We start from the raw sequence: 22,454 nt of genomic DNA on the forward strand, positions 1-22,454 counted from the left end.
GAAATGACCGCTGAGGGACCGTCCGTGGAGGGTCAAGCGGTGGTCAAGCCGGGCTCGCTCGATCAGCCGGTCGAGCGATCGGTCAGAGCTTCGTCCAGGCCTCCGTCAGGACGGACCGCAGGATGGACTCGATCTCGTCGAACGTGGACTGGTCGGAGATCAGCGGCGGCGCGAGCTGGACGACCGGGTCGCCCCGGTCGTCGGCCCGGCAGTACAGGCCGCTCTCGTACAGCGCCTTGGAGAGGAAGCCGTACAGGACGCGCTCGGTCTCCTCGTCGGTGAACGTCTCCTTGGTGGCCTTGTCCTTGACCAGTTCGATGCCGTAGAAGAAGCCGTTGCCCCGGACGTCGCCGACGATCGGCAGGTCGTGCAGCTTCTGCAGCGTGGTGAAGAAGGCGTTCTCGTTGTCGAGGACGTGCTGGTTGAGGCCTTCCCGCTCGAAGATGTCGAGGTTGGCGAGGCCGACCGCCGCGGAGACCGGGTGGCCGCCGAAGGTGTAGCCGTGCAGGAAGGTGTTGTCGCCCTCGTAGAACGGCTCGGCGAGCTTGTCCGAGATGATGCAGGCGCCTATCGGGGAGTAGCCCGAGGTCATGCCCTTGGCGCAGGTGATCATGTCCGGCACGTAGCCGAACTTGTCGCAGGCGAACATCGTGCCGAGCCGGCCGAAGGCGCAGATGACCTCGTCGGAGACGAGCAGCACGTCGTACTTGTCGCAGATCTCGCGCACGCGCTGGAAGTAGCCGGGCGGGGGCGGGAAGCAGCCGCCCGCGTTCTGCACGGGCTCCAGGAAGACGGCGGCGACAGTGTCCTCGCCCTCGAAGAGGATCTCCTGCTCGATCTGGTCCGCGGCCCAGCGGCCGAAGGCCTCCGGGTCGTCGCCGAAGAGCGGGGCGCGGTAGATGTTGGTGTTCGGCACCTTGTGCGCTCCGGGCACCAGCGGCTCGAAGGGGGCCTTGAGCGCCGGCAGGCCGGTGATGGACAGGGCGCCCTGCGGGGTGCCGTGGTAGGCGACCGCGCGCGAGATGACCTTGTACTTGGTCGGCTTGCCCTTGAGCTTGAAGTACTGCTTCGCCAGCTTCCACGCGGTCTCGACGGCCTCGCCGCCGCCGGTGGTGAAGAAGACCTTGTTGAGGTCGCCCGGGGCGTAGTCCGCGAGGCGCTCGGCCAGTTCGACGGCCTTCGGGTGGGCGTAGGACCACACCGGGAAGAAGGCCAGCTCCTGCGCCTGCTTGTAGGCGGCCTCCGCGAGCTCGTGACGTCCGTGGCCGGCGTTCACCACGAACAGGCCGGACAGCCCGTCGAGGTAGCGCTTGCCCTGGTCGTCGAAGATGTAGGTGCCCTCGCCACGCACGATGGTGGGAACGGGCGCGTTCTCGTAGTCCGACATGCGGGTGAAGTGCATCCACAGGTGGTCGTACGCGGTCCGGCTGAGGTCCTTGCTCACGGCTATCGGGTTCCCCACATATAGGTCTGCTTCTTGAGCTTGAGGTAGACGAAGCTCTCGGTGGAGCGCACTCCGGGAATGGCCCGGATGCGTTTGCTGATCGTCTCCAGCAGGTGGTCGTCGTCCTCGCAGACGATCTCCACCATCAGGTCGAAGGAGCCCGCGGTCATCACCACGTACTCGCACTCGGCCATGGCCGACAGGGCCTCCGCGACGGGATCGAGGTCGCCCTCGACGTTGATCCCGACCATCGCCTGCCGTCTGAATCCCACAGTGAGCGGATCGGTGACGGCGACGATCTGCATCACGCCCTGGTCGAGCAGCTTCTGGACGCGCTGACGCACGGCCGCCTCGGAGAGGCCGACGGCCTTGCCGATCGCGGCGTACGGACGACGCCCGTCCTCCTGGAGCTGTTCGATGATTGCGAGGGACACGGCATCGACCGTTGAGGACGACCCGTTCCCGGTCCTGGAGTCTGCGCTGCGGCTGGCCACGGAGCCACTGTGCACCGGGACTCGTCTGTCTCGCAACCCTCAATCGATGAAATTCGTTGTCGAGAGACCCGAATCTCACTGAATCCGAAGTTCACGGCGGTTGGGTATGTCGAAAGCGTTACCCGTGCGACTACGCTGGGCGTCTCACCCATTGGACTTCAGAGCAGGAGGGCCGGCTGTGACCACCGAGGTGCGCCGTCTGCGCAACTACATCAACGGAGAGTTCCGCGACGCCGCCGACGGGCGGACCATCGACGTGGTCAACCCGGTGACGGAAGAGGTCTACGCGACGTCCCCGCTCTCCGGTGCCGCCGACGTCGACGCCGCCATGGCAGCCGCCGCCGCGGCCTTCCCCGCCTGGCGCGACGTCACCCCCGCCGAGCGCCAGCGCGCCCTGCTGAAGATCGCGGACGCCTTCGAGGAGCGCGCGGAGGACCTCATCGCGGCCGAGTCGGAGAACACCGGCAAGCCGGTCGGGCTCACCCGCACCGAGGAACTCCCGCCGATGGTCGACCAGATCCGTTTCTTCGCGGGTGCCGCCCGGCTGCTGGAGGGCCGCTCGGCCGGCGAGTACATGGAGGGGCTGACCTCCATCGTCCGCCGCGAGCCGGTCGGGGTCTGCGCCCAGGTCGCGCCGTGGAACTACCCGATGATGATGGCCGTCTGGAAGTTCGCCCCGGCGCTCGCCGCGGGCAACACCGTGGTGATCAAGCCGTCCGACACCACGCCGGCCTCCACCGTGCTGATCGCGGAGATCATCGGGCAGATCCTGCCCAAGGGCGTCTTCAACGTCATCTGCGGCGACCGCGACACCGGCCGTGCGATGGTGGAGCACAAGACCCCCGCGATGGCCTCCATCACCGGTTCGGTCCGGGCCGGCATGCAGGTCGCCGAGTCCGCCGCGAAGGACGTCAAGCGGGTCCACCTGGAGCTCGGCGGCAAGGCGCCGGTCGTCGTGTTCGAGGACACCGACATCGCCAAGGCCGTCGAGGACATCTCGGTCGCCGGCTACTTCAACGCCGGCCAGGACTGCACGGCCGCCACCCGGGTGCTGGTCCACGAGTCCATCCACGACGAGTTCGTCACCGCGCTGGCCAAGGCCGCCGCCGACACGAAGACCGGGCAGCCGGACGACGAGGACGTGCTCTACGGCCCGCTCAACAACGCCAACCAGCTCGCCCAGGTCAGCGGCTTCATCGAGCGCCTCCCCGCCCACGCCAGGGTCGAGGCGGGCGGCCACCGCGTCGGCGAGAAGGGCTACTTCTACGCCCCGACCGTCGTCTCCGGCCTCAGGCAGGACGACGAGATCATCCAGCACGAGGTCTTCGGCCCGGTCATCACCGTCCAGTCGTTCAGGGACGAGGCGCAGGCGCTGGAGTGGGCCAACGGCGTCGAGTACGCCCTGGCCTCCTCGGTGTGGACCAAGGACCACGCCCGTGCCATGCGGATGTCCAAGAACCTCGACTTCGGCTGCGTGTGGATCAACACCCACATCCCGCTCGTGGCCGAGATGCCGCACGGCGGGTTCAAGAAGTCCGGCTACGGCAAGGACCTCTCCGCGTACGGCTTCGAGGACTACACCCGGATCAAGCACGTCATGACCTCCCTCGACGGCTGACACCCGTCGGCGGACCCTCGCTCCATGGATACGGATACGGCCCGCGGGCGCACTGTGCGAGTGCCCGGGGGCCGTATCCGTGTCTCCGGGGGCGGGTATCCGTGCCTGCCGGGGCGGTATCCGCGCTCGCGGGGGCCGCCCGCCCTCGACAGGGTGTGCGCGGCGGGCGGCCACCGCTGGACGGTTGGTCCATTGCCCGCCCTGCCCCCCGACGGGCATCCTGCGCAGGTGCGAGCAATCCCGAAGAACCCCATGTCCCGCCGGTCCCTGCTCCGCGCCCTCGGGGCGGGGGCGGCCGGTGCCACGCTGGCCGGCTGCGGAGTGCCCGCCGCCTATGTGAAGCCGGGTGACCGGGCCGGGCGCGACTCCTCCGCCAGTGACCACACCCTGCACTTCGCCAACTGGCCGCTCTACATCGACACCGACGACGAGAACCAGTCGAAGCGGCCCACCCTGGACGCCTTCAGCAAGCGCACCGGGATCTCCGTCACGTACACCGAGGAGATCAACGACAACGACGAGTTCTTCGGGAAGATCAGCCCCGCGCTGATGAACCACCAGCAGACCGGGCGCGACCTCATCGTCATCAGCGACTGGATGGCCGCCCGGTTCGTCCGGCTCGGCTGGGTCCAGGAGATGGACCGGGCCAAGCAGCCCAACGTGGCGAAGTACCTCGATCCGCAGCTGCGCTCGCCCGCCTTCGACAAGGGCCGCACCCACAGCGTCCCCTGGCAGTCCGGGATCACCGGCATCGCGTACAACCGCAAGCGGCTGGGCCGCGAGATCAAGCACCTGAGCGACCTGTGGGCGCCCGATCTGCGCGGCAAGGTGACGCTGCTCTCCGGGCTCGACGAGTCCTTCGCGCTGCTGATGCAGGGCAACGGCGTCGACATCACCCGCTGGAAGCGCGACGACTTCTACGACATCTGCGACCAGGTGGAGAAGCTGGTGAAGACGAAGCACATCCGCCGCTTCACCGGCAACGACTACATCAAGGACCTCTCCACCGGGGACGTGCTCGCCTGCCAGGCCTACTCCGGCGACGTCATCCAGCTCCAGGCGGACAACCCGGAGATCGAGTTCGTCGTGCCGGAGGAGGGCGCCGAGCTCTGGGCGGAATCACTCATGATCCCCAACCTCGCCCACCACAAGCGCAACGCGGAGAAGCTCGTCGACTACTACTACGAGCCCGAGGTCGCCGCCGAACTGGCGACCTGGGTCAACTACGTCTGCCCGGTCCCGGCCGCCCGCGAGGTGCTGGCCTCATCCAAGGACGAGGAGACCGCCGCACTCGCGGAGGACCCGCTGATCTTCCCCGACGACGCCATGCGCAAGCGGCTCGCGATCGCCCGCGACATCACCTCCGAGGAGCGCACCGGGTTCGCCAAGAAGTGGAACTCCATAGTCGGGTTGTGAGGGAACCGCCCCGATCGCCTGTGGCCAGGGCTTTCGTCGGTCACTGACGGCCAGGAACCGGCATCACGCGGAATGCGCGTGGTGCCGGTTCTTCGTGGTGCGGCCCGGCTCTCTTCCCGCTGCGCCTGGGCGACAGTTGGTTGTTTCAACGCGCTGTCGAAAATTTGCAATATCTGAGCGACATCTTGTGTTCACGTGTCCGTGATGCTTGAGTGACAGGCGCTTCCCCCGCCCCCCCACCTCCCCCACCGGGAAGCACCAGTCACAGCAGAAATGGAGTGTCATGCGCACGTCATCCCCCACGCGCAGTTCGTATGTCCTCGCCGTCGCGGTCGCCCTCGTGGGCACGGTCATCGGCGTCACCGGCCAGGCCTCCGCCCAGCGGGCCCCGGAGCCGAGAGCGGTGGCCGCGGCCGGCGCCACCCTCCCGTTCAGCTCCACGGAGGCGGAGTCCGCCTCCACCACCGGCCAGAAGATCGGCCCCGACTACACCCAGGGCACCCTCGCCTCCGAGGCGTCGGGCCGGCAGGCGGTGCGGCTGAGCAGCGGGCAGAGCGTCGAGTTCACCCTCGACCGGGCCGCCAACGCGGTGAACGTCGCCTACAACGTGCCCGACGGGCAGAGCGGTTCGCTCGCCGTCTACGTCAACGGCACCAAGCTCGACGCGTCGCTGGCCGTCACCTCCAAGTACAGCTACGTCGACACCCCCTGGATCGCCGGCGCGAAGACCCACCACCTCTTCGACAACGCCCGGCTCCTGCTCGGCCGCGACGTGCAGGCGGGCGACAAGGTGAAGCTGGAGGCCGCCGGCACCGAGGTCACCGTCGACGTGGCCGACTTCGAGCAGGTGGACGAGCCCGCCACCGCCCCCTCCGGCGCGGTCTCCGTCGTCGACAAGGGCGCCGACGCCACCGGACAGCAGGACTCCACCCAGGCCTTCCGCGACGCGATCACCGAGGCCAGGGCAGGCGGCGGCACGGTGTGGATCCCGGTGGGTGACTTCAAGCTGGACTCCGAGCTGAGCGGCGTCGAGAACGTGACGATCCAGGGCGCGGGCAGCTGGCACTCGGTCGTGCACGCCTCCCGGTTCATCAACCAGAGCAGCTCCGCGGGCAAGGTCACCATCAAGGACTTCGCGGTCGTCGGAGAGGTCACCGAGCGGGTCGACAGCAACCCGGACAACTTCGTCAACGGCTCCCTCGGCCCGGACTCCCGGGTCAGCGGCATGTGGCTGCAGCACCTCAAGGTCGGGCTCTGGCTGACCGGCAACAACGACAACCTGGTCGTCGAGAACAACCGCATCCTCGACACCACCGCGGACGGACTGAACCTCAACGGCAGCGCCCACGGCGTGCAGGTGCGCGACAACTTCCTGCGCAACCAGGGCGACGACTCGCTCGCCATGTGGTCGCTGAACGCCGCCGACACCGACTCGACCTTCGCGAACAACACCATCTCCCAGCCCAACCTGGCGAACGGCATCGCCATCTACGGCGGCAGCGACATCACCGTCAAGGACAACCTGATCAGCGACACCAACGCGCTGGGCAGCGGCATCGCCATCTCCAACCAGAAGTTCGCCGACCCGTTCTTCCCCCTCGGCGGCACCATCACCGTCTCCGGGAACACCCTCGTGCGCACCGGGGCCGTCAACCCCAACTGGGGCCACCCGATGGGTGCGCTGCGGGTGGACGCGTACGACAGCGCCATCGAGGCGAACGTGAACATCACCGGCACCACCATCACGGACAGCCCCTACAGCGCCTACGAGTTCGTCTCGGGCGGCGGTACCGGCAAGGACGTCAAGAACGTGACCGTCGACGGGTCGGCCGTCGACGGCGTCGGCACGGTCGTCGTGCAGGCCGAGACGCCCGGCGCCGTGACGATGTCGAACGTCACCGCCACCGGGACCGGCGCGGCAGGCGTATACAACTGCCCCTACCCCGAGGGCTCCGGCACCTTCACGCTCACCGACGGCGGCGGCAACACCGGCTGGGACACCACCTGGGACGACTGCTCCGCCTGGCCCGAGCCGGACAGCGGCAACTAGCGACACCTCCCCACACGCACCACCCCCCCCCCACACGCACCACCCCCCACCGAGAGGAATGCACACTGTGACAAGGAGAGACTGGAGCCGGCCGGGCATCGCCGTCGCACTCGGCGCCGCCCTGACCGCCGCATGGCTCGTACCGGCCGCCCACGCGGCGCCGGTGGCCCCCGAGACATCCGCCGCCGCGGCAGCCCGCGGCGCGTCTTCCCCGTTCGCCGAGTACGAGGCGGAGGACGGCAGCTACGACGGAACCCTGCTGGAGACGGACGCCACCCGCACCTTCGGGCACACCAACTTCGCCACCGAGTCCTCGGGCCGCAAGTCGGTACGCCTCGACTCCACGGGCCAGTACGTGGAGTTCACCTCGGCCGGCAGCACCAATTCCATCGTCGTCCGCAACTCCATCCCCGACGCGCCGGGCGGCGGCGGCCAGGACAAGACGCTGAGCCTCTACGCCGACGGCACGTTCGTACAGAAGCTGGACCTGTCGTCCAAGCACAGCTGGCTGTACGGCAGCACGGACGACCCGGAAGGCCTGACGAACAACCCCGGCGGCGACGCGCGGCGGCTGTTCGACGAGTCGCACGCGCTGCTCGACAAGACCTACCCCGAGGGCACCACCTTCCGGCTCCAGCGGGACGCCGGTGACGACGCCGCGTACTACGTCGTCGACCTGGTCGACCTGGAGCAGGTGGCGCCGCCCGCGAGCAAGCCCGCCGAGTGCACCTCGATCACCGAGTACGGTGCGGTGCCCGACGACGGGAAGGACGACACCGACGCGATCCAGGCGGCCGTCACCGCCGACCAGAACGGCGAGATCGACTGCGTGTGGATTCCGGCCGGGCAGTGGCGCCAGGAGCAGAAGATCCTCACCGACGACCCGCTGGACCGGGGCCAGTACAACCAGGTGGGCATCAGTGACGTCACGATCCGGGGCGCCGGGATGTGGCACTCGCAGCTGTACACGCTGACCGCGCCGCAGGACGCGGGCGGCATCAACCACCCGCACGAGGGGAACTTCGGCTTCGACATCGACGACAACACCCAGATCTCGGACATCGCGATCTTCGGTTCGGGCACCATCCGGGGCGGTGACGGCAACGCCGAGGGCGGAGTCGGTCTCAACGGCCGCTTCGGCAAGGACACCAAGATCAGCAACGTCTGGATCGAGCACGCCAACGTCGCCACCTGGGTCGGCCGCGACTACAGCAACATCCCTGAGCTGTGGGGCCCCGGCGACGGACTCGAATTCACCGGGATGCGCATCCGCAACACCTACGCGGACGGCATCAACTTCACCAACGGCACCCGCAACTCCTCCGTCACCGACTCGTCCTTCCGCAACACCGGGGACGACTCGCTGGCGGTGTGGGCGAGCAAGTACGTCAAGGACCCCTCGGTCGACGTCGGCCACGACAACGTCTTCAGCAACAACACGATCCAGCTGCCCTGGCGGGCCAACGGCATCGCGGTCTACGGCGGCTACGGCAACAAGATCGAGAACAACATCGTCTCCGACACCATGAACTACCCCGGGATCATGCTGGCCACCGACCACGACCCGGTGCCCTTCTCCGGGGAGACCCTGATCGCGAACAACGGGCTCTACCGCACCGGCGGCGCGTTCTGGAACGAGGACCAGGAGTTCGGCGCGATCACCCTGTTCGCCCAGGGCTCCGGCATCCCCGGTGTCACCATCCGTGACACCGATATCGAGGACTCGACGTACGACGGCATCCAGTTCAAGACCGGCGGCGGCGAGGTCCCGGACGTCAAGATCAGCAACGTGAACATCTCCGGGTCCGCCAACGGTTCCGGCATCCTCGCCATGGGCGGCGCGCGGGGCAGCGCCACGCTCACCGATGTGACGATCAGCGGCTCGCGTGACGGGGACGTGACTGTCGAACCCGGATCCCAGTTCGTGATCAACGGGGCTCCGGCGCGGTCCTCCACCGAGGAACGGGGGAGTGGACAGGGCCGGTAGCGGCTCGCGGCGCGGGCTCCTCGCCCCGCCGCTGCCACCGGGCCGCCCGGATCCGCGTACCGGATCCGGGCGGCCCGGTGGCGTCGCGTGCGCCCCGCTCACTCCGGGTCCGGCGCCCCGAACGCCGCCACCATGATGTTCATCGCCGTGGCGTTCATGGCCGCGCCCTTCGCGTCCGTCGCGTTGACGCTGTAGACGAGCGTCCGCGACAGGCCGGGGGTGGCGGCGATGGCCGTGTTGTAGCCCCAGCGGCCGCCCGTCTTGCCCCACACCTCGCGGCCGCCCAGCCTGATCACCGACAGACCCGCGCTGTACGCGGCGGGCCTGCCCGTGCCGTACTCGCGCACCGACGCGTCCGGCAGCGTGAACATCTCCCGGAGCAGCGGCCCCCGCACCACCCGGCCGCCGAACAGCGCCCGGGTGAAGCGCTCCAGATCGGCGGTCGTCGAGATCAGGTCCCCCGCCGCCCACGCGTCGGTCGCCCCCCACACCGTGACGTCACGCAGCTCGCCGGACGTGCCGAAGACCTGGTAGCCGTGGTTGTGCGGTCCTCTGACCGCCGGATCGGTGCCGGGGAAGTAGGTGTCCGCCAGCCGCAGGGGCTTCAGGACGCGGCGGGAGACCTGCGAGGCGTACGTGTCCCCGGTGACCCGCTCGATCAGCAGGCCCGCCACGGTGTAGCCGATGTTGTCGTAGTGCTGCTGCGTGCCGGGTGCGAAGTCCGGTTCGAGCGCGGTCGCGTCGCGCACGGTCGCCGCCGGATCCTGCACGTCGAAGCGGTGCGCGTACCAGTCCTCCAGGGTGTCGCCGTTGCCCGGATCGGGGGACGGGATGCCGCTCGTGTGGTTCAGCAACTGCCGCACGGTGACCTGCCCGTACGCCGCCGGGATCAGGTCCGGCAGGTAGTGCCGGGCCGACCGGTCCAGGCCGAGCTTCCCCTCGCCGGCCAGTTGCAGCACCACGGCCGCCGTGAAGACCTTGGTGACCGAGCCGACCCGGAAGCGCCCGTCCGGGTCCGCCGGGCGGCCGGGGGCCAGATCGTGGACGCCGGAGCTGCCCCGCCAGGCGCCGTCGGTGCCGCTGACCCGGACCAGCGCGGCCGTCGCGTCGTCCGCCGGGAGCCCGCTGATCGCGGCCCGCAGCGCCTCGGCGTCCGGTGCCTGGGTGGTGGACGGGCCGCTGGACGGGCGGGCGGCCGGGCCGGCGGTGGGGTGCGCGCCCGCCGGGACGCGAGCCCCGGCGGAGGCGGGTGCGACGGTTGCCCCGGCGATGCCGAGGACCAGGGCTGTGGCGAGGGCGATGCGTGTGGTGCGGGTGTTCACGGCCGGTGCCTCCGAGGTGTGGAATCCGTAACTTGCTGCGGAATCCATCCTGTTGATCCGGGCACCCGGGCGGATCGCCCGGCCGGGCGATCCCCGGCACCGGGATTCCTCACCCGCGCGGGGGAGCCGTGGCCGTCTCTCCCTCCGGCGAGGGAGTGACGACACCGCACTCGTACGCACAGATCACGGCCTGGATCCGGTCGCGCAGCCCCAGCTTGGACAGCACATTGCCGACATGGGTCTTCACCGTGTGCTCGCTCACCACCAGCGCGGCCGCGATCTCCGCGTTCGACAGACCGCGCGCCAGAAGCAGCAGCGTCTCGCGCTCCCGGCCGGTCAGCACGTCCAGGCGCGCCGACGGCACGACCGCCGGGGCGGCCGGGCGCGAGGTGTACTCGGCGATCAGCCGGCGTGCCACCGACGGTGCGAGCAGCGACTCACCGGCCGCCACCACCCGCACCGCGTGCACCAGGTCGTCGCGGCGCACATCCTTCAGCAGGAAGCCGCTCGCCCCCGCGCGCAGCGCCTCGAAGACGTACTCGTCGGAGTCGAAGGTCGTCAGCATGACCGTCCGGCAGCCGCTCCGCGCGCTGATCGCGCGGCACGCCTCGATGCCGTCCGTGCCGGGCATCCGGATGTCGAGCAGCGCCACCTCCGGCGCCAGCCGCCGTACCGCCTCCACCGCCTGCGCACCGTCACCCGCCTCCGCCACCACCTCGATGTCCGGCTGCGCGTCCAGGATCATCGCGAAACCGCTGCGCACCAGCTCCTGGTCGTCCGCCACCACCACACGGATCGTCAACGCCCCACCCCTGCCCTTCTGTCCGGTGCCGTCCCCGGAATCGTCACCCGCACCTCGAACCCCCGCCCGCCCGGCCCCGGACCGGTGCGTGCCGTGCCGCCGTGTGCGGCGGCGCGTTCCCGGATGCCGACCAGCCCCAGACCGGTGCCGGTCCCGGGGCCGTGCCCGTCGTCGGTGACCGTCAGGGTCAGCTCCTCGGAGCCGTGGTCCAGCCGGATCCGGACGGTCTCCGCGTCCGCGTGCCTGACCACGTTGGTCAGGGCCTCCTGCACCATCCGGTAGACGGTCGTCTCGACGGCCGGCCCCGGTGTCCGCGGCGCTCCCGTCACCTCGTACGACACCGCGAGGCCGCTGCCGCGCACCCGCTCGACGAGCCCCGGCAGTCCGGCCAGCGCCGGCTGCGGCCGGCGCGGCGCACCGCCGGGACCCTCGTCCTCGCGCAGCACGCCGAGCATGCGGCGCAGTTGCACCATGGCGTCGCGGCCCGTCTCCGAGATCGCGTCGAACGCGGCCTCCGCCCGGTCCGGTGCCGTACGCACCGCCACCGGTCCTGCCTCCGCCTGCACGATCATCAGGCTCACCGCATGGGACAGGATGTCGTGCATCTCCCGGGCGATCCGGGCCCGTTCGCGGGCCGCGGCCTGCTCCGCCTCGATCCGGTGCGTCAGCTCCAGCTGGCGGGCGCGGTCCTCCACCGCACGCAGATACGCCTTCCGGGTCACGGCGAGCCGGCCGAAGGCGTAGGCCGCGGCGAACACGAACAGGGAGAAGAGCAGCTCCCGCAGGTCGGTGCTGTCGAGCCCGGTCGACGCCAGCACCGCGACCGCCGTGACCAGCGCGATGGCGATCCGTTTCGGCGGCGAGGAGAGCTCGGCGACGGTGTAGAACGCCACCAGCCCGGTGTACGGGAGCGGCTGGCCCGGCCCGTCGACGGCGAACTTGTACAGGCCGCCGGCCGCGAGCACGGCGATGAGCACCGTGACGGGCGCCCGGCGGCGGGCGATCAGCGGCAGCACCAGCAGGGTCGTCAGCCCGTACGACGTCCACGTCGCCGTCGGCAGCTCCGGCGCGCGCGGCACGACGAACGGCATCGTGACGGCCGCCTGCACCAGCAGGGCGATGAGCAGATCGACGGTGAAAGGCCCGGCCGTGAGGGCCCTGACGTCACGTACGCGCACCGGGCGCCCTCAGCGCTTTCTGGCCACGGCGCCGAACTGGGCGACCTCGGCCGCCCGGGTGCCGGGCGCCGGGCGCCAGTGCGCGCAGGACACGATGCCCGGCTCGACGAGGTCGAGGCCGGTCAGGAACGCGGCGAACTCGAAGCGGCTGCGGGCGGTGATCGGAGGCGTGGCGTTCTCGTTCCAGAACCGCATCGCCGCCTCGTTGCCCTCGCCGCCGAGCTCCAGCGTGGGATGGGTGAGGACCAGGTAGCTGCCGGGCGGCACCGCGTCCATCAGCCGCCGGACGATGCGCAGCGCCTCGTCCGTGTCGAGGACGAAGTTGAGGATGCCGAGGAGCATGACCGCGACCGGCCGCTCCAGGTCGAGCGTCCGCCGGGCCGCGCGCAGGATCTGCTCCGGCTCGCGGGCGTCCGCGTCGATGTACTCGCTCGCGCCCTCCGGTGAACTCGTGAGCAGCGAGCGGGCGTGCGCCAGGACGATCGGGTCGTTGTCGACGTACACGACGCGGGCGTCCGGCGCGGTGTGCTGCGCGACCTCGTGGGTGTTGTCCGCGGTCGGCAGCCCCGTTCCGATGTCCAGGAACTGGCCGATGCCCGCGTCACCGGCGAGATACCGCACCGCGCGCCCCAGGAACGCCCGGTCGGCGCGTGCCACCTCTTTGATGCTGGGGTACATGTCGGTGACCCGGTCGCCGACGGCCCGGTCCACCGGGAAGTGGTCCTTCCCGCCGAGCCAGTGGTTCCAGACCCGGGCGTTGTGGGCGACATCGGAACGGACCTGGGCTGGAAGGGAGTTGCGGTGGGGGACGGGCACGTCTGCTCCTCTGGCGCCGGGCCTGGCATCGGGACGATGAGGTGGCGTCCATGATGCCGGACCGATCAAGAGGAGGCGTGGTCCGGGGAGTTGGCGATCAGTTTGCGCAGTACATCGACCCGGTTGGTGGTGATGGAGTCCACGCCGTGCCGCAGCAGCCTGCGCATGGTGCGCCCGGTGTCCGCCGTCCAGGCCGAGACCAGCAGCCCGTCCCGGTGGTTGCGGTCCGCCAGCTCCCGGCTCACCAGGCCGAACCGGTAGTTCAGCCAGCGCGGCCGCACCGCCTCCAGCAGCGCCGCCCGGGGCGGTGCGAGGGTCGTCCAGGTCATCGCGATCTCGGCGGACGGATCGGCGGCCCGTACCCGCAGCATCGCCTCGGGACCCGCGCAGTAGTAGGCCCGCTCGCCGGCCCCGCACTCCCGCACCGTCCCGACGATCTGCCGTACCGAGGTCTCGGTGGAGCCGGGCAGATCGACCATGACGCGGTGCGCCCCGACGGCGAGGAGCGCCTCGCGCAGGGTCGGCACGCCGCCCGCCGTCCGCTCGGTCAGCTCCTGCCGGGTGAGCCGGTCCAGCCGCACGTCATGGCCCCAGAGCCGCTCCAGCGTGGCGTCGTGCAGCAGGACCGGCACCCCGTCCCGGGTGACCCGGACGTCGATCTCGACCGCGTCCGCCCCCCGTTCGAGGGCGGAGCGGATCGAGCGGAGGGTGTTCTCGCGGACGCGGTAGGGATCGCCGCGGTGCGCGACGACGGTGACAGGGGTGGCCATGGGGCCATTGTCACCGCCCGGGGTCACCGGCCGGTGCCCGCCAGCCAACCCGTCGTGTACGTGTCGATCTCCTCGGACAGCTTGCGCTTGCCGGCCGGGTCGAGGAAGGACGCCTCGACGGCGTTCTTCGCGAGCGAGGCGAGCCCCCGCTCGTCGAGGTCGAGGAGGCGGGCGGCCACCCCGTACTCGCTGTTGAGGTCGGTGCCGAACATGGGCGGGTCGTCGCTGTTGATCGTGACCAGCACACCCGCCTTCACCATCTCCTTGACCGGGTGCTCCTCGATGTCCGCCACCGCGCGGGTCGCGATGTTCGACGTGGGGCAGACCTCCAGCGCGATCCGGTGCTCGGCCAGGTGCTCCAGCAGCTTCGGGTCCTGGACGGAGCTGGTGCCGTGGCCGATGCGCTCGGCGCGCAGCGCGGTCAGCGCGTCCCAGACCGTCTGCGGTCCGGTGGTCTCGCCGGCGTGCGGCACGGAGTGCAGGCCCGCCGCGATGGCACGGTCGAAGTACGGCTTGAACTGCGGACGGTCCACCCCGATCTCGGGCCCGCCGAGGCCGAACGAGACCAGCCCCTCCGGCCGCAGGTCGACGGCGAGCCGGGCCGTCTCCTCGGCGGACGCGAGTCCGGCCTCGCCGGGGATGTCGAAGCACCAGCGCAGCACCACGCCCAGTTCGGCCTCCGCCGCCTTGCGCGCGTCCTCTATGGCCTCCATGAAGCCCTGCTCCGGAATGCCGCGCCGGGTCGAGGAGTACGGGGTGACGGTCAGCTCCGCGTAGCGGATGTTCTGCCGTGCCATGTCGCGGGCGACCTCGAAGGTCAGCAGCCGGACGTCCTCCGGGGTGCGGATCAGGTCCACGACCGAGAGGTAGACCTCGATGAAGTGCCCGAAGTCGGTGAAGGAGAAGTAGTCGGCCAGCGCCTCCGGGGCGGTGGGGACCTTGGAGTCGGGGTGTTTCGCGGCCAGTTCCGCGACGATGCGGGGCGAGGCGGAACCGACGTGGTGGACATGCAGCTCGGCCTTGGGCAGCCCCGCGATGAAGGGGTGCAGATCGGACATCGGATCCTCCGGGAGCAGGGGGTGGCGCGGGGCCCGGACATACGTGGGAACCGGGCGGCGGACGGAAGTCATCGTAGGACGCGGGCTGGCCGTAGCATGACGGGCATCACGATGGGGGAGGCCCATGTCAGACAACACAGAGCAGCCCGAGGACGGGGCCGTGTCGCGCGATCCGTGGGCTCCGCCGGACAAAAGGGTGCCGCTGGACAAGAAGAGCACCCCGGACACCCGGCCGCCGGCCGTGCACGACCAGCAGACCGTCACCGCGATGCCGGGCGTCGACGGGCCGCAGGACGCCGCGCCAGGACCCGCGCCCACGGCCGGCTTCGGCCCTCCGGCCGACACGGGGCAGCCGTCCGGCCCGTACGGTCCGGGGGCCGTGCCGCCGCCGCCCGTCGGCCCGAACGGTCCTGGTCAGCAGAGCCCGCCGACCGCCGGCCAGTACGGCTACCCGGTGGGACCGGCCCAGCCGCCCCCCGGCCAGTACGGCTACCCGGCCGCCCCGCAGTACGGCGGCGGCTACCCGGGTTACAGCGGTCAGACGGCGTGGGGTGCGGGGCCCGCGAACGGCATGGGCACGGCGTCGATGGTGCTGGGGATCCTCGCCGTCTGCCTTTTCTGCGTCTACGGGATTCCCAGTCTCGTCCTGGGCGCGCTCGCGCTGATCTTCGGCATCATCGGCCGCAAGCGGGCCTCGCGCGGGGAGGCGGACAACGGCGGCCAGGCGCTGGCCGGGCTCATCCTGGGGTCCATAGGCATAGCCATCGGCGTCGTCATCATCGGCGGCCTCATCTGGGTCTTCGCCACGCACGCGGATGAGTTCGACGACAACTACAACGACGGCGACACCTACGGGACGTCCCTGGTCATCGAGGACGCGCGATGACCCTGGCCCCGGGTGCCCCGGGCGGCGCCCGGTAAGCAGCCGGGCAGCGGGGCCCGCGGGGGCGTGGAGCACACTCCACGCCCCCGCGGGCCCGTCTCATATGCAGTTCGCGCCGTCGCGCAGCGCGGTCCGCGCGTCCATCAGCGCGAAGCCGAGCAGATTCAGCCCCCGCCAGGCCGCCGGGTCCTCCGCACGCGGATCGTCCGCAGCGAGTCCGATGCCCCAGATCCGGTCCATCGGACTCGCCTCGACGAGCACCCGCTCACCCGTGCCGAGCAGGAACTTCCCCAGCGCCGGATCCTGGCCGAACTTGTGGACGCTGCCCGACACCACCAGCCCGTACCGCTCGCGCTCCCAGACCGCGTCGTCGAAACCGCGGACCAGCCGGCCCGTCTTCTTCGCCTCGGCCGGGCTCTTCGCCGCCACCGCACGGGTCTCCGCCTCCGCGTCACCGAACAGCCGCGCCTTGCCGGCCATCATCCAGTGCTCGGCAGAGGCGTACTCCACCCCGTCGACCGTGAACGGCGACGGCCACCACTGACTCAGGCAGCTCGCCCCGATCTCCCCGTCGGCCCGCGGCCGGTGCCCCCAGAACCTCAGATACTTCACGCGCTCGCCCCGCCCGGCCCGCACCATGAGGTCTTCCATGTGTTCCATGACACGTGAGTCTGGCATCCGCCACTGACACTACGTACGGGGAATTCCGCACTGACGCGACACATGGTCGACAGATTCCGTTGCGTAACCAAAAGGCAACAACGGAATCACTTGTTGGGCTCCGTCCCCTCTGCCAGGATCGGCACTCAAATCGAGCAGGAGCTACGCCGCCCCGCACTCCGGGAACAGCGGCGGAGGAGAGCGTGATGGGCAACAGCTTCCAGGTACAGGACCGCTTCGCGGACGGCGCGCAGTACATCGGCGGAAGACTGCGACCCGGCACATCGGGACGCAGCCACGACGTGGTGAACCCCGCCACGGGCAAGACCGTCCACAGCTACGAGCTGGCCGGCACCGCCGACGTCGACGCGGCCGTCGCCGCCGCACGCGCGGCCTTCCCCGGCTGGTCCGGAGCAACCCCGGCCGAGCGCTCTGAGGCGATGCACCGGTTCGCCGCGGTCCTCGCCGAGCAGGCGGACGACTTCGCGTACGCGGAGTCCCTCCAGTGCGGCAAGCCGGTCAAGCTCTCCACCGAGTTCGACGTGCCCGGCACCGTCGACAACGCGTCCTTCTTCGCGGGCGCCGCCCGCCACCTGGAAGGCAAGTCCGCCGCCGAGTACTCCGGTGACCACACCTCGTACGTACGGCGCGAGGCGATCGGCGTCATCGGCTCCATCGCCCCCTGGAACTACCCGCTCCAGATGGCCGCCTGGAAGGTCCTCCCGGCCGTCGCCGCCGGCAACACCATCGTCCTGAAGCCCGCCGAGATCACCCCGCTGACCTCGCTGATGTTCGCGCAGGCGGCCACAGAGGCGGGCATCCCGGACGGTGTGATCAACATCGTCAACGGCGCGGGCAAGGACGCCGGTGAACACCTCGTCGGCCACCCCGACGTCGTGATGACCTCCTTCACCGGCTCCACCGCCGTCGGCAAGCGGGTCGCGGAGATCGCCACCTCCACCGTCAAGCGCCTCCACCTCGAGCTCGGCGGCAAGGCCCCCTTCGTCGTCTTCGACGACGCCGACCTCGAAGCCGCGGTCCACGGAGCGGTCGCCGGCTCCCTCATCAACACCGGCCAGGACTGCACGGCGGCCACCCGCGCCTACGTCCAGCGCCCGCTGTACGACGCCTTCGTCCAGGGCGTCGCGGAGCTGATGGCGACCGTCCGGGTGGGCGACCCGTTCGCCCCGGACACCGACCTGGGCCCGCTGATCAGCCACGCCCAGCGCGACCGGGTCGCCGCGTTCGTCGAGCGGGCCCGCGCCTACGCCACCGTCGTCACCGGCGGCGAGGCCCCCGGCGGCGAACTGGCCGACGGCGCCTACTACCGGCCGACCCTGATCGCCGGAGCCGCCCAGGACAGCGAGATCGTCCAGGCCGAGATCTTCGGCCCGGTCCTGGTCGTGCTGCCCTTCGACACCGACGACGAAGGCATCGCGCTCGCCAACGACACCCCGTACGGGCTCGCAGCCTCCGCCTGGACCCGCGACCTGTACCGGGCCAATCGCGCCACCCGCGAGATCAAGGCGGGCTGCGTCTGGATCAACGACCACATTCCGATCATCAGCGAGATGCCGCACGGCGGATACAAGGCCAGCGGCTTCGGCAAGGACATGTCGTCGTACTCCTTCGAGGAGTACACGCAGGTCAAGCACGTCATGTACGACAACACGGCGGTCGCCCGCAAGGACTGGCACCGCACGATCTTCGGGGACCGATAACCCGGCCGGTCCGGCCGCACACCCACCCGAAAGGGCAACGCGCATGGAGCAGTACGAGCCCGAGCGTCTCTCCGCGGCCCAGCTGGCCGCGATGCGTCGCACTCTGACCAGCGGCAGGGGAGCACTCACCCGCCGATCACTGCTGCGCGCCTCCGGTACCGGCGCGCTCACACTCGGCGGGCTGGGCGTGCTCAGCGCGTGCGGAATCCCTCCCGCCAAGCGGGAGGAGGACGCCGCGGCCGCCTCCGACGACCACTCGGCCAAGGAGAAGCAGGTCAACTTCTCCAACTGGACCGAGTACATGGACGTCACCGACGACGGCAAGCACCGGCCCACTCTGGAGCAGTTCACCGAGCGGACCGGGATCAAGGTCAAGTACACCGAGGACATCAACGACAACGTCGAGTTCTTCGGCAAGATCAAGCCGCAGCTCGCGGCGGGCCAGGACACCGGCCGCGACATCATCTGCGTCACGGACTGGCTGGCCGCCCGCATCGTCCGGCTCGGCTGGGCGCAGAAGCTCGACCCCTCGAACCTGCCGCACGCCTACGCCAACCTCTCGGCCCAGTTCCGCTCCCCCGACTGGGACCCCGGCCGCGCCTACTCCTACCCCTGGGCCGGCATCCCCACGGTCATCGCCTACAACGCCAAGGCGACCGGCGGCCGCAGGATCGACTCCGTCAGCCAGCTGCTCGACGACCCGAAGCTCAAGGGCCGGGTCAGCTTCCTCTCGGAGATGCGCGACTCCATCGGCATGACCCTGCTCGACATGGGCAAGGACCCCGCCACCTTCACCGACGCCGACTACGACGCCGCGATCGGCCGGATCCAGAAGGGCGTCGACCGCAACCAGATCCGCCGGTTCACCGGCAACGACTACACCGCGGACCTCGACAAGGGCGACATCGCCGCCTGTGTCGCCTGGGCCGGCGACATCATCCAGCTCCAGGCCGGCAACCCGGACATCAAGTACGCGATACCCGCCGCCGGCTACGTCATATCCAGCGACAACATGCTGGTCCCGGTGAAGGCACGGCACAAGACCAACGCCGAGAAGCTCATGGACCACTACTACCGGCCGCCGGTCGCCGCCGAGCTCGCCGCGTACATCAACTTCGTCTGCCCGGTCGACGGCGTCCGCGAGGAACTCGCCAAGATCGACCGGTCGATGGCCGACAACCCGCTGATCCTCCCGGACAAGAAGATGGCGGCCGCCTCGCACGCCTTCCGGTCCCTGACCGCCGAGGAAGAGACGGCGTACGAGGAGAAGTTCGCCAAGCTCATCGGCGCCTGACACCGCCCCGTCCCGAAGAACCCCCGATCCCCCTCTGACACCACTGGGACCGCCCTCCATGACACAGCAGCAGACAGGCGGCGATGTCCGCCTCACCGGGATCAGCAAGAGGTACGGCTCCTTCGCCGCCGTCCAACCGCTCGATCTGACCGTCCCGCAAGGTTCCTTCTTCGCGCTGCTCGGCGCGTCCGGCTGCGGCAAGACCACCACCCTGCGGATGATCGCGGGCCTGGAGGAGGCCACCACCGGCACCGTCTCGCTCGGCGGCCGTGACATCACCGCCCTCCCCCCGTACAAGCGGCCCGTCAACACGGTCTTCCAGAGCTACGCGCTCTTCCCGCACCTCGACATCACGGAGAACGTCGCCTTCGGACTGCGCCGGCGCGGCATCAAGTCGGTCAAGAAGCAGGTCGACGACATGCTGGAGCTCGTCCAGCTCGGCGACTTCGCCCGGCGCAAACCGCACCAGCTCTCCGGCGGCCAGCAACAGCGCGTCGCCGTCGCCCGCGCCCTGATCAACCACCCCCAGGTGCTGCTCCTCGACGAGCCGCTCGGCGCCCTCGACCTCAAGCTGCGCCGCCAGATGCAGCTCGAACTCAAGCGCATCCAGACCGAGGTCGGGATCACCTTCGTCCACGTCACCCACGACCAGGAGGAGGCCATGACCATGGCCGACACCGTCGCGGTGATGAACGCGGGCCGGGTCGAGCAGCTGGGCGACCCCGCCGACCTCTACGAGAACCCCCGGACGACGTTCGTCGCCAACTTCCTCGGCACCTCGAACCTCATCGAGGGCGAGGTCGTCTCCACCGGCACCGACATCGTCGTATCGGCCAGTGGCGGGAAGCTGCGGCTGCCCACCGGCCGATGTCCCGCGCCGACCGCGAAGGGCGGCAAGCTGCTCCTCGGTATCCGCCCCGAGAAGATCTCCCTCGCGCACCGCGACGACGCGGACGCGATAGCGGAGGGCCGCAACCGGGTCACCGGCCGGATCGTCGACTCCAGCTTCATCGGCGTCTCCACGCAGTACGTGGTGGAGAGCCCGGCCGGAAAGTCGCTCCAGGTGTACGAGCAGAACGTCGACAGGCGCACGCGGCTCACCCCCGGCGCCGAGGTCGTGCTGCACTGGAACCCCGCGCACACGTTCGGCCTGGACGCCACCCAGGACATCGACGCCGGTGTGGAGACGGTGGAGGACGCGGCGTGAGCGTCACCCAGGAGGCGCCACCCGCTCCCACCGAGGAGCCGAAGGTGCGCAAGCCCTCCACCCGCAAGCGCCTCGTCCCCTACTGGCTGCTGCTCCCCGGCATCCTCTGGCTCGTCGTCTTCTTCGCGCTGCCGCTGATCTACCAGGGGTCGACCTCCGTCCAGACCGGATCCCTGGAGAAGGGGTTCGAGGTCACCTGGCACTTCCAGACGTACTGGGACGCGCTGGCCGACTACTACCCGCAGTTCGTCCGGTCCCTGCTGTACGCGGGCACCGCCACGATCCTGTGCCTGCTGCTCGGCTACCCGCTGGCCTACCTCATCGCGTTCAAGGCCGGGCGCTGGCGCAACCTGGTGCTGGTGCTGGTCATCGCACCGTTCTTCACCAGCTTCCTGATCCGCACGCTCGCCTGGAAGACGATCCTCGCGGACGGCGGCGCGGTCGTCGACGTACTGAACACCCTGCACGTCCTCGACGTCACCAGCTGGCTCGGCTGGACCGAGTCCAACCGGGTGCTGGCCACCCCGATGGCGGTGGTCTGCGGTCTCACGTACAACTTCCTGCCGTTCATGATCCTGCCGCTCTACACCTCGCTGGAGCGGATCGACGGCCGGCTGCACGAAGCGGCCGGGGACCTGTACGCCACCCCCGCCACCACCTTCCGCAAGGTGACGTTCCCGCTCTCGATGCCGGGCGTCGTCTCCGGCACCCTGCTGACCTTCATCCCGGCCAGCGGTGACTACGTGAACGCGGAACTGCTGGGCTCCACCGACACCAAGATGGTCGGCAGCGTCATCCAGACCCAGTTCCTGCGCGTCCTCGACTATCCGACGGCGGCCGCGCTCTCCTTCATCCTGATGGCGGTCGTCCTGATCGCGGTCACTGTCTACATCCGCCGCTCCGGGACGGAGGACCTGGTCTGATGCCCGTACTGCGCTGGCTGCGACGCCATCTGATCGTCATCGCGGGTCTGCTGACCCTCGCCTACATGATCCTGCCGAACATCGTCGTGATGGTGTTCTCCTTCAACAAGCCCAACGGGCGGTTCAACTACTCCTGGCAGCGCTTCTCGCTGGACGCCTGGAAGGACCCCTGCGGGGTGGCCGACATGTGCGGCTCGCTCTCGCTCTCCCTCCAGATCGCCGTCTGGGCCACGGTCGGCGCGACCGTGCTCGGCACGATGATCGCGTTCGCCCTGGTCCGCTACCGCTTCCGGGCGCGCGGCGCGATCAACTCGCTGATCTTCCTGCCGATGGCGATGCCCGAGGTCGTCATGGCCGCGTCCTTGCTCACGCTCTTCCTCAACATGGGCGCGCAGCTGGGCTTCTGGACGATCCTCATCGCGCACATCATGTTCTGCCTCAGCTTCGTGGTGACGGCGGTCAAGGCGCGGGTCATGTCGATGGACCCCAGACTGGAGGAGGCGGCCCGCGATCTGTACGCCGGGCCCGTGCAGACCTTCGTACGGGTGACGCTGCCGATCGCCGCCCCCGGAATCGCCGCGGGAGCGCTGCTCGCGTTCGCGCTCTCCTTCGACGATTTCATCATCACCAATTTCAACGCGGGCTCGACCGTGACCTTCCCCATGTTCGTCTGGGGATCGGCACAGCGCGGCACGCCCGTGCAGATCAACGTCATCGGTACGGCGATGTTCATCATTGCGGTACTGGTGGTTCTCGCCGGCCAGCTGATAGCGAACCGGCGGAAGAACAACGCACGACCCTGAAAGTCTCT

General features: G+C 69.8%; 19 protein-coding genes. 10 read left to right on the forward strand and 9 right to left on the reverse strand.

Features of this window, described 5'->3' with window-relative positions:
- Positions 1-82: 82 nt before the first annotated feature.
- Both OG892_RS29740 and OG892_RS29745 read right to left on the reverse strand, forming a co-directional pair.
- Positions 83-1,462, reverse strand: a complete 1,380-nt coding sequence (locus OG892_RS29740) for an aspartate aminotransferase family protein (RefSeq protein WP_073739129.1) — start codon at positions 1,460-1,462, stop codon at positions 83-85.
- Positions 1,447-1,953 (reverse strand): Lrp/AsnC family transcriptional regulator, encoded by a 507-nt coding sequence (locus tag OG892_RS29745; protein WP_073739130.1) that lies wholly within the window; start codon positions 1,951-1,953, stop codon positions 1,447-1,449. Before OG892_RS29745 ends, OG892_RS29740 begins: the two co-directional genes overlap by 16 nt.
- A 163-nt stretch (positions 1,954-2,116) precedes the next feature.
- On the opposite strand from OG892_RS29745, the gene OG892_RS29750 reads away from it, so the two are divergent.
- The 4 genes from OG892_RS29750 to OG892_RS29765 all read left to right on the forward strand — a co-directional run bounded on the left by OG892_RS29750 (position 2,117) and on the right by OG892_RS29765 (position 9,009).
- Positions 2,117-3,556 carry a gamma-aminobutyraldehyde dehydrogenase gene (locus tag OG892_RS29750; RefSeq protein WP_073739131.1) on the forward strand — a complete coding sequence of 480 codons (1,440 nt, stop codon included), beginning with the start codon at positions 2,117-2,119 and terminating at the stop codon, positions 3,554-3,556.
- A gap of 252 nt (positions 3,557-3,808) precedes the next feature.
- Positions 3,809-4,972 (forward strand): spermidine/putrescine ABC transporter substrate-binding protein, encoded by a 1,164-nt coding sequence (locus tag OG892_RS29755; RefSeq protein ID WP_073739132.1) that lies wholly within the window; start codon positions 3,809-3,811, stop codon positions 4,970-4,972.
- A gap of 283 nt (positions 4,973-5,255) precedes the next feature.
- Positions 5,256-7,022, forward strand: a complete 1,767-nt coding sequence (locus OG892_RS29760; protein WP_371630717.1) for a glycosyl hydrolase family 28-related protein — start codon at positions 5,256-5,258, stop codon at positions 7,020-7,022.
- Between the two features lie 67 nt (positions 7,023-7,089).
- Positions 7,090-9,009, forward strand: a complete 1,920-nt coding sequence (locus tag OG892_RS29765; protein ID WP_328865253.1) for a glycosyl hydrolase family 28-related protein — start codon at positions 7,090-7,092, stop codon at positions 9,007-9,009.
- A 98-nt stretch (positions 9,010-9,107) separates the two neighbouring features.
- Here OG892_RS29765 and OG892_RS29770 read toward each other — a convergent pair whose 3' ends face one another.
- From OG892_RS29770 to OG892_RS29795, 6 genes are all read right to left on the reverse strand, one after another.
- Positions 9,108-10,379, reverse strand: a complete 1,272-nt coding sequence (locus tag OG892_RS29770; protein WP_371630718.1) for a serine hydrolase domain-containing protein — start codon at positions 10,377-10,379, stop codon at positions 9,108-9,110.
- Between the two features lie 61 nt (positions 10,380-10,440).
- Positions 10,441-11,133, reverse strand: a complete 693-nt coding sequence (locus OG892_RS29775) for a response regulator (RefSeq protein ID WP_371630719.1) — start codon at positions 11,131-11,133, stop codon at positions 10,441-10,443.
- Positions 11,130-12,224 carry a sensor histidine kinase gene (locus tag OG892_RS29780; RefSeq protein ID WP_371631715.1) on the reverse strand — a complete coding sequence of 365 codons (1,095 nt, stop codon included), beginning with the start codon at positions 12,222-12,224 and terminating at the stop codon, positions 11,130-11,132. The genes OG892_RS29775 and OG892_RS29780 overlap by 4 nt, the downstream gene beginning before the upstream one ends.
- A 96-nt stretch (positions 12,225-12,320) precedes the next feature.
- On the reverse strand, positions 12,321-13,127 hold the full coding sequence (locus OG892_RS29785; RefSeq protein ID WP_073739137.1) for an SAM-dependent methyltransferase: 807 nt from the start codon (positions 13,125-13,127) through the stop codon (positions 12,321-12,323).
- A gap of 65 nt (positions 13,128-13,192) precedes the next feature.
- Positions 13,193-13,897 (reverse strand): glycerophosphodiester phosphodiesterase, encoded by a 705-nt coding sequence (locus OG892_RS29790; protein WP_371630720.1) that lies wholly within the window; start codon positions 13,895-13,897, stop codon positions 13,193-13,195.
- 23 nt (positions 13,898-13,920) lie between these two features.
- Positions 13,921-14,955 carry an adenosine deaminase gene (locus tag OG892_RS29795; RefSeq protein ID WP_073739139.1) on the reverse strand — a complete coding sequence of 345 codons (1,035 nt, stop codon included), beginning with the start codon at positions 14,953-14,955 and terminating at the stop codon, positions 13,921-13,923.
- A gap of 124 nt (positions 14,956-15,079) precedes the next feature.
- Between OG892_RS29795 and OG892_RS29800 the strand changes: the two genes are divergently transcribed.
- Positions 15,080-15,841 carry a DUF4190 domain-containing protein gene (locus OG892_RS29800; RefSeq protein ID WP_371630721.1) on the forward strand — a complete coding sequence of 254 codons (762 nt, stop codon included), beginning with the start codon at positions 15,080-15,082 and terminating at the stop codon, positions 15,839-15,841.
- A gap of 96 nt (positions 15,842-15,937) precedes the next feature.
- Here OG892_RS29800 and OG892_RS29805 read toward each other — a convergent pair whose 3' ends face one another.
- Positions 15,938-16,498 (reverse strand): NADAR family protein, encoded by a 561-nt coding sequence (locus OG892_RS29805; RefSeq protein ID WP_199884551.1) that lies wholly within the window; start codon positions 16,496-16,498, stop codon positions 15,938-15,940.
- Positions 16,499-16,704: 206 nt separating this feature from the next.
- On the opposite strand from OG892_RS29805, the gene OG892_RS29810 reads away from it, so the two are divergent.
- From OG892_RS29810 to OG892_RS29830, 5 genes are read left to right on the forward strand one after another with little or no spacing between them, the layout of a single operon-like run.
- Positions 16,705-18,219, forward strand: a complete 1,515-nt coding sequence (locus OG892_RS29810; protein ID WP_073739142.1) for a gamma-aminobutyraldehyde dehydrogenase — start codon at positions 16,705-16,707, stop codon at positions 18,217-18,219.
- Between the two features lie 43 nt (positions 18,220-18,262).
- A complete protein-coding gene (locus OG892_RS29815; RefSeq protein WP_073739143.1) occupies positions 18,263-19,513 on the forward strand; it encodes a spermidine/putrescine ABC transporter substrate-binding protein in 1,251 nt (416 codons plus the stop codon).
- A gap of 58 nt (positions 19,514-19,571) precedes the next feature.
- Positions 19,572-20,720, forward strand: coding sequence for an ABC transporter ATP-binding protein (locus OG892_RS29820; protein WP_073739144.1), 1,149 nt, complete (start codon positions 19,572-19,574; stop codon positions 20,718-20,720).
- Entirely contained in the window at positions 20,717-21,643 is a 927-nt protein-coding gene (locus OG892_RS29825; protein WP_371630722.1) for an ABC transporter permease, read from the forward strand. The genes OG892_RS29820 and OG892_RS29825 overlap by 4 nt, the downstream gene beginning before the upstream one ends.
- A complete protein-coding gene (locus tag OG892_RS29830; protein WP_073739146.1) occupies positions 21,643-22,446 on the forward strand; it encodes an ABC transporter permease in 804 nt (267 codons plus the stop codon). Before OG892_RS29825 ends, OG892_RS29830 begins: the two co-directional genes overlap by 1 nt.
- Positions 22,447-22,454 lie beyond the last annotated feature (8 nt).

This window comes from Streptomyces sp. NBC_00341 (genome assembly GCF_041435055.1).
Taxonomy (GTDB): domain Bacteria; phylum Actinomycetota; class Actinomycetes; order Streptomycetales; family Streptomycetaceae; genus Streptomyces.